The following is a 13,031-nucleotide window of genomic DNA, read 5'->3' on the forward strand; positions in this document are numbered from 1 at the left end:
GAGCTATTGGGACATCTTCAAAATCGTCCGCACATTACTCGCACTCGTTGCAATAATATCAATCGCCCCCGTACGCAGCGCCCCCATGATAGCCATGGCCTTGGAGGATTCGGAAGCAATCGCTATTACACAAGGAATTTTCTTGAGTTCTTCTATGCTTAGGCCAATTACTCGGTCATTCATCACCGTATCAACATGTTGCCCTTGCGCATTAAAAAAATCATAACCCGCGATATCGCCAATCACCCCTTGATTCAAACTCGCATCAACAATTTCACGCGGTGTAAACCAGCCTAGTTTGACCATATAGCTATCTTCATTCATATCGCCAATACCAATTAAGGCAATATCCGCTTTACGGGCGCGATCTAAGGTTTCCTTAATGGTCCCATTTTTCATAAAAGATTGCTTTAATTCGTTATTTTCAACATAAGCAGGGGCGTATAGGGTTTCACTGGTTCCGCCAAATTTCTTCGCTAAGCGACGGCTGATATGGTCCGCATTGATAGAGTCGCCAGGCCGGTGTGTTCCGCCGATTCCGCAAATAAAACGGCAATCTTTTTCAGGAACGGCCCCGCCGCTATCGGCTACCACCGCGACATTTCGCCCCTGACCGACGGTGACTATCATATTGTCACGTAATGTTGTCGATAAATAATTAGCGACAAGTGTGCCAACTTGATAGCGTTGTTCTTCTTCATCGGGATGATCGAGGGCAATCAACGCACGGGAAATCGGAAAACGAGAAAGTAGCTGTTGCTCTAGCTGAGTGCTAAAAATAGGATGATAGCGAACATTGATCTCAACAATACCTTCTTCTTTTGCTCGCTTAAGTAAGCGCCCCACCTTAATTCGCGATATACCAAACTTATTGGCGATCTCTTCCTGAGTAATTTCATCGCGATAATAAGCTATCGCAATTTCAGTCAGTAGCTCGATTTCGGAAGATGTTTGTGATCTATCCATAAGATAGTGGTTTCCTCTTTATTGGTGTTAATCGCAACAAGGATGATAAGGTTTTAGTATAGCGTTTCTAGTGGCAATTAATAAGTGAGTTATAAAAGAGAATGGATATATAGCAATGGTTTTTGACTATATATCCACGAAAAGAGTTATATAAAACAATTATGCATTGGTTAATGCGCTCTGTTTTTCAACACTTTGCGCTAATTGGCATAATAATAAACAACAAGAAGTCGCGCCTGCATCTAATACGCCTCTTGAACGCTCACCAAGGCGGCTTGCACGGCCAATTTTAGCCACTAAATCTACCGTGGAATCACGGCCTGCAACTGCAGCGGCCTGCATCGCATCAAGCGCTTGTTTAAAGTGTTTTCCTGCTTTTGTTGCCTCTTCAAAGGCATTAACCGCAGGGATCAATGTATCCATTAGGCACTTGTCACCCACTGTTGCACTGCTGATGTCTTGCAGTTCGGATAGCCCATTTTTCAACATAGCAAGAAAATCTTGTTGCGATAACTCATTTTTCCCTGAAATGCTGTCTGACATTCCCATAAAGAAACTGCCATAAAGTGGCCCCATTGAACCGCCAATACCTTCCATCAAGGCATCAGAAATCTCTTCAAAGCCTTCACTGAGTGATAATTCACGGTCTGCGATTGCTTTAGCGCATAGATTAAAACCTTTTGCCATATTGATGCCATGGTCTCCATCCCCTATTGCTCCATCAATTTCGCTGAGGTATTCACGGTTAGAAACAATAATGTTCACTAAATCAAGGGTAATTTCCTTGCCGTTGCCCGTTGAAATAACTTGCATAGTTGTCTCCTTATTTGACCTGTGTTAGACCCAATGAATATGCAGGGACATCCATCAATGCTTTCAATTCATCATCCACTTTCATTAATGTCAGCGTTACCCCCATCATTTCTAATGACGTAAAATAGTTACCAACATAGTTACGAACAATACGCACGCCTTTTTCGCTGAGTTGTTTTTCAACCTCTGCATAATAGATATACAATTCCATTACGGGTGTGGCACCTAATCCTGAAACCAATACGACGACTTCATCACCTTGTTTTGCCTGCATATCATCTAAGATTGGCGTTAACATAGTTTGTGCCATTTGCGCTGCAGACTGGATTGGCATGATTTCAATGCCTGGCTCACCATGGTGGCCAATACCGAGCTCCATCATCCCATCTTCAATATGAAAATTTGGATGACCCACCGCTGGAATGGTACAAGACGTTAGCCCAACACCAATAGAATGGCAGTTATTAATCGCTTTTTGTGCCGCATTAATCACGCCGTCTAAATCATAGCCTTTACTTGCTGCGGCAGAACCCACTTTCCACATGAGTATTTCACCCGCGACACCACGGCGCTTTTCTTTCTCGCTCGCAGGGGCTGAAGCGACGTCATCGGTAGCAACCACGGTTTTAACTTTCATACCCGCTTTTTCAGCTTTTTTCATCGCCATTTTGACGTTCATGTTATCGCCTGCATAATTACCATATAAACAAGCAACGCCCGCCCCACTGTCTGCGGCTTTGAACGCATCTAAAAATGCCCCAGCGGTTGGCGAGGAGAAAATTTCACCAATTGCCACCGCATCTAACATGTTTTCGCCCACATAGCCTAAAAATGCAGGTTCATGGCCGGAGCCACCACCAGTAACAATGCCCACTTTCCCTTGTATTGGTGCTTTTGGGTATTTTAATACGCGCGCATTATCAGTCTGCGCAAAATATTCAGGGTGCGCTTTCAAATAGCCTTGAATGGCATCTTCAACAACAAGATCAGGTTCATTAATGATTCTATTCATAATTCCCTCATTTACTTATTTTCTGGTGTTAGCTGCATCTCTGCCGACTTTTCAAGTAATTCCGCCGGCACAGTAATAAATTTCATCAATATCGCACTAAATAAATAGAGCCCCGAGAAAATCCAAATCACGCCAAAAGCACCTACACTACTAATAAAGAGCCCAACTAATGCAGGACCGACAAAAGTGCTTAACCCTGCCCCTAAATTAAGGACTGACATTGCTGCACCTTTATTTTCAGGCGCTAAACTCGGCATGATGGCTGAAAGTGGTACGTATCCAGCGAGGCATGCACCAAATAAGCCAGCGGCTATCATCATCAGGGTATAATTGTGCCCAAAATAATAAGGCACGTAATAAAACATTAAGGTACAAACCATACAGCCGACACAACCAAACCAAATCACAATATTGCGCCAACCGATACGGTCACTGACAACGCCAAAGATCAGATTAAAAGCGATGTTTACTGTCCAAAGTGCTGCGTAGATATGTAACCATTCTGTGCGGGAAAAACCAAAGTCGGCAAGAAACATTGGCATGAAGATCACAAAACCATACGCTGCAGAGGTATTAATAGTACGAACAATGCCACCTAAACCAATTTTTGGGTTTTCAAACGCAATCGTGATCCCTTTAAACACATAGCTAAGTGAAACTTTTTCTTTCGGTGAGTCCGGTGTATCTCCCGCTTTGTTGCGGTTAAGCGCGATAGCAATAAATGCCCCGATAGTGACAAAAATTAGTCCACTCCATAACGTTGCCATTTCACCTAAAATTGGCAGCGCATAACTCGAATACATCACCCCTAAAACACCGAGTCCGCCACTATAAACAAACCAGAAGATCCCGACAGCAGAGCCCAATTTTTTAATTGGCGCCTCATAGGCCACCCAAACTAAGAAGCCGTAGGCAAACATTGGATAACCAAAACCACGCAACGCATAGGTTGGGATCATGATAGACAGGCTGTTACTCGGTAAACCAACAGATAAGAAAATAACCGAGCCAATCACAAACATCACAAAACCAAAAATCATCACACGACGAGCAGTATAAATTTCAGCCAACACACCGGATAACCACGCGGCGACAGCAGCAAAAAAACCATACACACTAAACAGTAATGAAGACTCTTCAATACTCATTCCACGGCTAATAATAAAAGGCGACAACCAGCCTTGTTCAAGCCCTTCCCCCATCATAAAGATCAGGACGCCAAAATAGCCAAGTAGTAACTTTGGTGAAAACCCCGTTACTTTAGACAGTTTATTGATTATCATATTGTTGACCTCAGTGCTTGTTCGCTGGGTTAGGACCTGAATAACAAGCCTTGGTAGGGTGACATTTATTCAGGTCCAATTTTTATCGTTATATTTTTAATTTCGTATTTTTTTCAACCCACTACAGCACTACAGGTTTGGGTCGAGAACCACTTTAATGTGCGGGTCACCTTTCGCCATCATCGAAAAACCTTCCGCAAATTTATCTAAAGGTAAGATATCCGTCACCACCCCTTTAGTTGGGAAATCACCATTACCAATGCCTTCAATCACTAACGGGTAGCAATATGGGCCAAGGTGAGAACCTAATAAATCCAGTTCTTTGCGGTCACTGATAATGCTCCAATCCACGGTCACAGGGTCTTTAAATACAGAAAACTCAACAAAAGTACCTAATTTACGGATCATCTTAAGACCTTGCTCTACCGATTTAGGGGCCCCAGTCGCTTCAATGTAAATGTCACAGCCATAACCTTCAGTCATCTCTTTGACAATTTTGTCTACATCATCACGTTTAGGGTTTAATACGATATCAGCACCAAATTCTTTTGCTAATTCAAGACGTTTATCAAATAAATCTAGAACGACTAACTTGCCTGCACCGGATTTTTTAATTGCTCCAATCATGCCTAGGCCTAATGTTCCCGCCCCCGAAAGCACGACGACATCACCCAATTTGACATTGGCACGCTGCACCGCATGTAAAGAACAGGCGTAAGGTTCAATTAAAATAGCGTCTTCAATTGGCATCTCAACAGGTACATGGTAGTTAATGGCCTCTTTGGTGAACTTCATATATTGCGCCATACCGCCGTTCACGTTGTTTTGGAAACCATACAAGTCATGCTTCTCACACATCCAGTATTCACCGCGTTTACAGAAACGGCATTCCCAGCAAGGTACGATTTGCTCAGAAATAACACGGTCACCTAATGCAAAACCTTCAACTTTTGAACCAAAGCCTACGACATGGCCAATAAATTCATGCCCTGGGATCATCGGTGCCTTGATATAAGCGGGCTGCTCTGCATCCCCCCAAAAGCTTGGCGCACCTTCAAAAGCCTTCACATCACCCGCGCAGATACCACAAGCTTCTACGCGAACCAAAATTTCTTCTTCACTAATTTTAGGGACATCGACAGTTTCTAAACGGTAGTCTTTTGGTGCATAAGCAACCACGGCTTTCATTTTTTCTGGAATGCTTTCGCTCATCGTTGCTTTTGAATCACAGTGTTCACACATAGTTCTATCCTCGGCGGTTTGTAAAATGAACATAAGTTCAATGAAGATACAAATTAACCATACCTTCTTTTCTTCATCCTTGCCCATAGTCAGATTGTCAAAGTGTGATTCAGTGCAAACATTCTTATAAAATCGCCTTAAAACGCCTGTTTTTTACATTTTTGGCAAAAAAAATTAAATTTGAAGCTGTAGATCACAGAATTCATCATCACAAAAATAAAAACATATGTTCACCTATTGATTATTTGTTCATAAGATCCTATTTTCTAAATAGTACATTTGATTGGTTAATGAACTTTTGTTCAACAATAAGGATCTCTATCATGCTATCTATTGCTATTGGTGCAGATGACGCTGCATTTGAAATGAAAGATTTGATTAAGGCTCACTTAGCAGAATTAAACATTGAAGTGACTGATTACTGCTTAAATACTGGGGTTGCAGATGAAATGTATCCTGATGTTGCCCACGCTGTTGCAACTGCAATCGTACAAGGTAAACACCAGCGCGGTATTTTAATTTGTGGTACCGGAATTGGTATGTCCATTGTTGCTAATAAAGTCACAGGCATTCGAGCAGCACTGTGCCATGACACATACTCCGCTGAACGAGCACAAAAAAGTAATGATGCACAAATTATTACCTTTGGTGCCCGTGTAATTGGCCCTGAACTGGCTAAAACCATTGTCGACACATGGCTGGCTTCCCATTATGAAGGGGGACGGTCAGCGCCGAAAGTGGCTCGAATCAGTGAGTATGAAAATGGGGAACGTTAGTTTTACTTTAGGCGCTTTTACTTTGGGAGCTTTGTAATGTCCACTCAACCACAAAATAAATTAGCCAATGCCATTCGATTTCTTTCAATAGATGCCGTACAGCAAGCCAACTCAGGCCACCCCGGCGCCCCAATGGGAATGGCTGATATTGCCGAAGTCCTATGGCGAGATTACTTACAGCACAACCCTGCTGACCCGAATTGGCCTAATCGTGACCGCTTCGTCTTATCAAACGGCCATGCATCGATGCTGCTCTATAGCTTGCTCCATTTAACGGGCTATGATTTATCTATCGATGATTTAAAACAGTTCCGCCAGCTCCATTCCAAAACACCGGGTCATCCTGAATTAGGCTATACTCCTGGCATTGAAACCACGACAGGCCCGCTGGGACAAGGCATCGCCAATGCGGTTGGTATGGCAATAGCAGAAAAAACCCTAGCAGCTACGTTTAATCGCTCTGGTTTCCCCGTTGTCGACCACTATACCTACACATTTTTAGGTGATGGCTGCTTAATGGAGGGGATCTCCCATGAGGTGTGTTCATTAGCAGGAACGCTAAAACTCAATAAACTCATTGCCTTTTATGATGATAACCGTATTTCTATTGATGGTAATACTCAAGGTTGGTTTACTGATAATACCGCAAAGCGTTTTGAAGCTTATGGCTGGCATGTTATTCGCCAAGTCGATGGACATTCTCGGCCTGCAATCAAAGCGGCCATTGAACAAGCTCGCCAACAAACCTCGAAACCAACCCTCATTATTTGCAGAACCACTATTGGTTATGGGTCTCCCAATAAAGCCGGGACAGCCGATTCTCATGGTGCTCCATTAGGGCAAGACGAAATAGCGCTGACTCGTCAACAACTCGGCTGGGAATACCCTCCTTTTGTTATTCCTGATGAAATATACCAGCCTTGGAATGCCCTAGAACATGGTGCTGAACAGCAATTACGTTGGGAGCAAGCATTACGAGAATATGCCAAACAATACCCAGAACTTGCCGAGCAGCTAACGCAGCGATTATCCAATCAACTTCCTGAAGAATTTACAGATATCATTGATAACTTCATTCAACAATTAAATGAAAACCCTGCAACGATAGCTACACGTAAAGCGTCACAAAATACACTCAATATTATTGGCCCTGTTTTATCTGAATTAATCGGTGGTTCCGCAGACTTAGCCCCAAGCAACCTCACCTATTGGTCTGGGTCACTGCCAATTAATGAACAGCCTTCAGGCAACTATATTCACTATGGCGTCAGAGAGTTTGGTATGACCGCCATTGCTAATGGAATTGCATTACACGGCGGTTTTCGCCCTTACACAGCAACTTTTTTGATGTTCTCTGAATATGCGCAAAATGCCGTGAGAATGGCCGCATTAATGAAATTACCCCAAATACTCATTTATACTCACGATTCCATTGGATTAGGTGAAGATGGCCCAACGCACCAACCTGTTGAGCAACTTGTTTCACTACGTGCAACACCTAATTTGTCAGTCTGGCGCCCTTGTTGCCAAGTAGAAACAGCGGTGGCTTGGCAACAAGCTATCTTAGCGAAACATACGCCAACCGCCTTGATATTATCGCGGCAAAACCTAATACAATATTCGCGAACAACTGAACAACTCGCCAATATTGCATATGGTGGATATATTTTGCGCAGTAATAGTGAAAACCCTGAATTACTATTAATTGCCACAGGCTCTGAAGTCACATTAGCGGTTGAAGCTTGGAAACAACTGACTGAACAAGGGTTTAATGTGAATGTTATTTCGATGCCTTCAACAGATACCTTTGACCAACAACCCTTAGAGTACCAACAGCGCGTTTTACCCAATCACGTTCGGCACCGTATTGCTATCGAAGCCAGTATCAGTGATTACTGGCGTAAATATGTAGGAATTGATGGATTGGTCATGGGAATGAATAGCTTTGGGGAGTCAGCTCCTGCAAACCAATTATTTGAATATTTTGGTTTCACCGTAGAAAAGCTTATTACTATGTCGCTTTCATTATTAAAACCTAATGATTAATTGATATAGCAATAATTAATATCTGTTATCCTACTTTGTAATTTTCTATTACAAGCCAAATAACACCTATATTATTTGGCTTATTTTTTATTTAAATAAAATCATCAATAATAAATAAAGCGAGTCGCTACTAATACTCACTTTATTCATTATTAAATATCACTATTGGATACTGTAGCCACCATCAATAACCAAATTATGTCCGGTGATCATATCGGATGCATCACTGGCCAAAAATAATGCACATGCGGCAATTTCAGACGGTTCCGCAAAACGCCTTGCAGGAATTTTTTCTTTCATTTCATCACCTTTTTCACCTTCCCACGCTTTTTTGCCCAGTTCTGTCATCACAATAGTTGGTGAAATGGCGTTGGTTTGTATCCCTTTAGGGCTCCATTCAAGTGCTAATACTTGGGTTAAACCAATAATCGCTGCTTTACTCGCACAATAGGCGGCATGTTGGTCTAAGGCAATCACGCCTGCTTGTGATGCCATATTAATAATCTTCCCTTTTCCATTATTAATCATGATATTACCTGCAGCTTGGCAAACCAAAAAAGTCCCTTTTAAATTCACGTTCATGGTTAAATCCCAGTCTGACTCACTTAAATTTTCAGCGGGAGCAAGCGCTACAATTCCAGCACTATTGACGACAATATCTAATGTACCATAATGCTCAACAACCTGTTTTACCATCTGAGAAACCGCCTCAGAATTTGTTATATCACATTGAATACCAATTGAATTTTTTAATTTCTCCGCAATTTTCACTACTTTATCTGACTTATCAATTAAGGCAATTTTAGCCCCTTTTTCAACAAACAGTTGAGCAATCGCCAACCCAATGCCTGCAGCTCCCCCTGTAATTAAAGCGACCTTGCCATCAAGTGAAAAGTTGGTGTTATAGCCACTAAATTTTTTCATTTTAATTCCTTAATGTCATGATGTGATATTTAATATATAGATGAAATAAATATAGTGTTGCCTTAGAGAGACAACAAAATATTAAGTGCAGATTAGATTACTTGGTATTATTAATATAATATTATCACTAGTTAAACTCTATATTATTTATGTAAAAAAAAGAGATATCTCTCAAATTAAATACCATCCTAAATTCTGAATGCACATATGTTCAAAATAATAATTTGAATGAATATTTGTGCTTTATTTTCAACTGTACAAATCTTTCCTAGAACTCATCTACGTTGTCCTACTTCATTAGAAGTGTATTTTTTCTTCCCCTATAATTTTTCAATTAATTGGCGCATAATATTAGTTATATCTAAATTGATATTGAACAATATCAGCGCTGTATTATTGAGTAAGATATTGAATGAATATCATTTACACTAAATGCTGCGCACTTAATTTATAGGTCATTGATAATATGGAACAAAGCAACTTGCTATTACAACTTAGTAACATTGGCTATAGCATTGAGCAAAAAACAATTCTTGATAATGTGCAGATTAACTTACAGGCAGGCGACTTTAAACTGATTACGGGTCCTTCCGGCTGCGGTAAAAGTACCTTATTAAAAATAGTGGCCTCGTTAATTTCACCTACTCAAGGAACGATTAAGTTTCAAGGGAAAGATATCAATACCATCCTCCCAGAAACTTATCGTCAGCAGGTTTCTTACTGTACTCAAACGCCCACTTTATTTGGGCAAACTGTGTATGACAACCTCGTTTTTCCCTATCAAATTCGAAAGTTGCCATTTAATAAAGACAAAGTCATCAGTGATTTGCACCAATTTTCTCTACATGAATCTATTTTGGATAAAGGGATCAATGAACTCTCTGGAGGAGAAAAACAGCGTATTTCTCTTATTAGAAACTTACAATTTCTTCCGCAAGTCTTGCTATTAGATGAAATCACCAGTGCCCTTGATGAAGAAAACAAAATTATAGTGAATGAATTTATCCATCATTTAACGAGTGACAAAAAAATAGGCGTGCTATGGGTAACTCATGACCAAGATGAAATCGCTCATACCAATGAAGTTATCACCCTTCCTGTTCATCACAACGAATCATAGGATATCACTGTGCATCAACCAACTATTTCCAATGAATCCTTAACCTTTTCAATCCTGTTAGTCCTCGTGGCTATTTTTATTAGCCATAAAGAAAAACTATCCCTTGAAAAAGATATTATCTGGAGTACTTGCCGAGCGATTATTCAACTATTGATCGCTGGCTACATTCTAAAATATATTTTTAATGTTGATCACGAATTGCTCACGATTGCATTGGTAATGTTTATTTGTGTCAATGCTGCGTGGAACGCTAAGAAAAGAAGCAAATATATTGATAAAATTTATGTTACTGCATTAATTGCCATTACCTCTGGCACATTTCTTACATTGTTAATTCTGATATTAACCAATGCCATCGCATTTACGCCTATGCAGGTAATTCCTATTACTGGAATGATTGCGGGTAACGCCATGATTGCGGTAGGGTTATGCTTTAATAACCTTGGTCAACGGTTTTCAAGCCAGCAACAACAAATTCAAGAAATGCTTAGTTTAGGGGCAACGCCCAAAGTTGCTTCCGCTGCTATTATTCGTGACAGTATCCGAGCATCATTGATCCCAACGGTAGATTCTGCCAAAACAGTGGGAATTGTCAGCTTACCGGGCATGATGTCTGGGTTGATTTTCGCTGGAGTTGACCCATTACAAGCTGTTAAATACCAGATTATGGTGACTTTTATGTTGTTAGGTACAGCAAGCCTTTCAACCATACTGGCTGGGTATATGACCTATACAAAATTCTATAACCAACGCCACCAATTATTGGTTACAACTCTGAATAAACAATAACCTTCCGCCGCTTATTGGTCATCAACGATAAGTGGCACTTTCTTAATATCACTCTTTAACCACCCCCACAGGTAACACTTCAATTAATTGTGCTTTGCTATTTTCATTATCTATCAACTTAAAAATATGATTTAACATCGTTGGCACATCCTGTTTAACCATTTCGATGTCATTACCTAAAAGTGCAACAAAAGGATCCCAGTCAAAACAGCCTAAGTGGGGTTGCCGTGAACCGATATAGCCCTTTTTACCTAACCAATCAATAACCCCTTCTAATGAAATAGTTGAATTAATAAACAAACCGCATTTCACTATTTTCTGTGGATCATCATTATTCTGTTCAAAAAACTGTGAGAGTGCTCTTTCAGCTTTTTCGGGGGCATAACCACAAGCCAAAATATTTTCTTGTGGAACCGTGATACCTTTTTCATTATGCGCATCAATAAACCCACGAATACGTTCACGTGTATTGTGGTCATGTTCACGACCACCAATAAAAATTAAGGCTTCATTTATTGATGTTTGAGACTTATTTTTGCTTAAAATACGTTGGGTTAAATTTTTTGCGCCAAGATAGTTATTTGAAATAACCGAAGGCGCCAACGAGCCCGGTAAGTCTAAATTTAAGGTCGAAACCCCCGAAGCTTGGCAAATTTCAGTAATTTTATCTGGGTTCGTTGCCCCTGTTGAAATCAACCAATCAACCTGATAAGAAATCATTGCGCGTGCAGCTTCTATTTCTAACTTTGGGTCACGCCGCGTACAAGTAATAATAGGAAACAGTCCCCTTTCACGCGCCATTTCTTCAAAATGCTCGACAATCGAACCAAAATAGCGGTTGTCATACTTCGGAACCAACATACCAATTATTTTGGATTTATTACTGCGCAATAAGCTGGCTTGCTTGTTAACTGCATAATTTTGTTCTTCGGCGATGCGGATCACTTTTTCCGCAAGTTGTGCGCTAATTCGCCTTTTTTGCCAATTACCGTTGAGTATTGCACTCACTGCACTAGCTGAAACTCCAGCTAATTCGGCAAGGTCATAGATCGTTGTTTTCTTATTTTGTCTGATCTTTGTCACAGATTCTTATCTCCATTTTTTACTAGCTTGACACCAAAGTCGAAAAGTCGCAATACTGCTACATCGATTGAGCAAAATTGGAATTGATGATGTATGAGTTGATAAACTGCAAAATAAATACTATCAATCCATCGCATGTAGCCACCTATCCATCGTTGTGACTCATTGCTATTCCATTAATTTCAGACGCTTTTCATTCTTACATTTCGCTAAAATATCCGATTGGAGTAAATTATGGCTATTTCTATTGAGAACAAAGTCGCAGCAATTACCGGAGCTGCCTCAGGTATCGGGCTTGAATGCGCACGTACACTGATCAAGGCGGGTGCAAAAGTCGTTCTAATTGACCGTGCTGAAGAGCGATTAAACCAACTTGTTGAGGAACTAGGTGAAAATGCGATTCCATTAGTAGTCGATTTAATGAAGCCAGAACAAGTTGATGGAATGTTAGATGCCATCTTACAAAAAGCAGGCGGCTTAGATATTTTCCATGCTAATGCCGGTGCTTATATTGGCGGCCCTGTTGCTGAGGGTGACCCAGATGTATGGGATAAAGTTTTAAACTTAAACATTAATGCGGCCTTCCGTTGTGTTCGCGCAGTGCTACCTCATTTTATTGCCCAAAAATCAGGTGATGTATTATTCACCAGCTCAATTGCAGGTGTAGTCCCAGTGATCTGGGAGCCAATTTACACCGCATCAAAATTTGCTGTCCAAGCCTTCGTCCATTCAACTCGCCGCCAAGTTTCTGAACATGGTATCCGTGTTGGTGCGGTATTACCTGGCCCTGTAGTGACAGCCTTACTCGATGATTGGCCGAAAGAAAAAATGGAAGAAGCTCTGGCAAATGGTAGCTTAATGCAACCGATTGAAGTCGCTGAAGCCGTATTATTTATGCTAACTCGCCCACGCAATGTCACTATTCGTGACCTTGTTATTGTGCCAAACAGTGTTGATCTCTAACTTGTCACCTCGCA

Annotated in this window: 12 protein-coding genes; 5 read left to right on the forward strand and 7 right to left on the reverse strand. The window is 40.9% G+C overall.

Annotated features, from left to right (window positions below; all coding sequences use genetic code 11):
* Nucleotides 1-3: 3 nt before the first annotated feature.
* The 5 genes from PR834_RS15670 to PR834_RS15690 form a co-directional block, all read right to left on the reverse strand.
* Nucleotides 4-966 (reverse strand): sugar-binding transcriptional regulator, encoded by a 963-nt coding sequence (locus PR834_RS15670; protein ID WP_004263559.1) that lies wholly within the window; start codon nt 964-966, stop codon nt 4-6.
* A 159-nt stretch (nt 967-1,125) separates the two neighbouring features.
* Nucleotides 1,126-1,779: a dihydroxyacetone kinase subunit DhaL gene (gene dhaL / locus PR834_RS15675; RefSeq protein ID WP_094961243.1), complete on the reverse strand. Its 654-nt coding sequence runs from the start codon at nt 1,777-1,779 to the stop codon at nt 1,126-1,128.
* Nucleotides 1,780-1,789: 10 nt separating this feature from the next.
* On the reverse strand, nt 1,790-2,791 hold the full coding sequence (locus PR834_RS15680; protein WP_094961242.1) for a dihydroxyacetone kinase subunit DhaK: 1,002 nt from the start codon (nt 2,789-2,791) through the stop codon (nt 1,790-1,792).
* A gap of 11 nt (nt 2,792-2,802) precedes the next feature.
* Complete coding sequence (locus tag PR834_RS15685; RefSeq protein ID WP_004263544.1) at nt 2,803-4,074, reverse strand: MFS transporter; 1,272 nt, start codon at nt 4,072-4,074, stop codon at nt 2,803-2,805.
* 129 nt (nt 4,075-4,203) lie between these two features.
* Nucleotides 4,204-5,316, reverse strand: coding sequence for an MDR/zinc-dependent alcohol dehydrogenase-like family protein (locus PR834_RS15690; protein WP_036958649.1), 1,113 nt, complete (start codon nt 5,314-5,316; stop codon nt 4,204-4,206).
* Nucleotides 5,317-5,639: 323 nt separating this feature from the next.
* On the opposite strand from PR834_RS15690, the gene rpiB reads away from it, so the two are divergent.
* Entirely contained in the window at nt 5,640-6,092 is a 453-nt protein-coding gene (rpiB, locus tag PR834_RS15695; protein WP_004263541.1) for a ribose 5-phosphate isomerase B, read from the forward strand.
* A gap of 36 nt (nt 6,093-6,128) precedes the next feature.
* Nucleotides 6,129-8,138 (forward strand): transketolase, encoded by a 2,010-nt coding sequence (gene tkt, locus PR834_RS15700; protein WP_262960435.1) that lies wholly within the window; start codon nt 6,129-6,131, stop codon nt 8,136-8,138.
* Nucleotides 8,139-8,300: 162 nt separating this feature from the next.
* On the opposite strand, the gene PR834_RS15705 is transcribed toward tkt, so the two are convergent.
* Nucleotides 8,301-9,062, reverse strand: coding sequence for an SDR family oxidoreductase (locus PR834_RS15705; RefSeq protein WP_272525630.1), 762 nt, complete (start codon nt 9,060-9,062; stop codon nt 8,301-8,303).
* 466 nt (nt 9,063-9,528) lie between these two features.
* Between PR834_RS15705 and fetA the strand changes: the two genes are divergently transcribed.
* Nucleotides 9,529-10,182, forward strand: coding sequence for an iron efflux ABC transporter ATP-binding subunit FetA (fetA, locus tag PR834_RS15710; RefSeq protein WP_112307456.1), 654 nt, complete (start codon nt 9,529-9,531; stop codon nt 10,180-10,182).
* Between the two features lie 9 nt (nt 10,183-10,191).
* The gene (gene fetB, locus PR834_RS15715; RefSeq protein ID WP_094961238.1) at nt 10,192-10,971 is read left to right on the forward strand and encodes an iron efflux ABC transporter permease subunit FetB; all 780 of its coding nucleotides are present in this window, start codon (nt 10,192-10,194) and stop codon (nt 10,969-10,971) included.
* A gap of 48 nt (nt 10,972-11,019) precedes the next feature.
* Here fetB and PR834_RS15720 read toward each other — a convergent pair whose 3' ends face one another.
* Nucleotides 11,020-12,054 carry a LacI family DNA-binding transcriptional regulator gene (locus PR834_RS15720; RefSeq protein WP_272536769.1) on the reverse strand — a complete coding sequence of 345 codons (1,035 nt, stop codon included), beginning with the start codon at nt 12,052-12,054 and terminating at the stop codon, nt 11,020-11,022.
* Nucleotides 12,055-12,288: 234 nt separating this feature from the next.
* On the opposite strand from PR834_RS15720, the gene PR834_RS15725 reads away from it, so the two are divergent.
* A complete protein-coding gene (locus PR834_RS15725) occupies nt 12,289-13,017 on the forward strand; it encodes an SDR family oxidoreductase (protein WP_004263513.1) in 729 nt (242 codons plus the stop codon).
* Nucleotides 13,018-13,031: the final 14 nt, after the last annotated feature.

This window comes from Providencia sp. PROV182, assembly GCF_028480325.1.
Taxonomy (GTDB): Bacteria; Pseudomonadota; Gammaproteobacteria; order Enterobacterales; family Enterobacteriaceae; genus Providencia; species Providencia hangzhouensis.

Coding starts and splice junctions, on each gene's coding strand:
- PR834_RS15670 (WP_004263559.1), bottom strand. CDS start 966: ATGGATAGATCACAAACATCTTCCGAAATCGAGCTACTGACTGAAATT.
- dhaL (WP_094961243.1), bottom strand. CDS start 1,779: ATGCAAGTTATTTCAACGGGCAACGGCAAGGAAATTACCCTTGATTTA.
- PR834_RS15680 (WP_094961242.1), bottom strand. CDS start 2,791: ATGAATAGAATCATTAATGAACCTGATCTTGTTGTTGAAGATGCCATT.
- PR834_RS15685 (WP_004263544.1), bottom strand. CDS start 4,074: ATGATAATCAATAAACTGTCTAAAGTAACGGGGTTTTCACCAAAGTTA.
- PR834_RS15690 (WP_036958649.1), bottom strand. CDS start 5,316: ATGTGTGAACACTGTGATTCAAAAGCAACGATGAGCGAAAGCATTCCA.
- rpiB (WP_004263541.1), top strand. CDS start 5,640: ATGCTATCTATTGCTATTGGTGCAGATGACGCTGCATTTGAAATGAAA.
- tkt (WP_262960435.1), top strand. CDS start 6,129: ATGTCCACTCAACCACAAAATAAATTAGCCAATGCCATTCGATTTCTT.
- PR834_RS15705 (WP_272525630.1), bottom strand. CDS start 9,062: ATGAAAAAATTTAGTGGCTATAACACCAACTTTTCACTTGATGGCAAG.
- fetA (WP_112307456.1), top strand. CDS start 9,529: ATGGAACAAAGCAACTTGCTATTACAACTTAGTAACATTGGCTATAGC.
- PR834_RS15725 (WP_004263513.1), top strand. CDS start 12,289: ATGGCTATTTCTATTGAGAACAAAGTCGCAGCAATTACCGGAGCTGCC.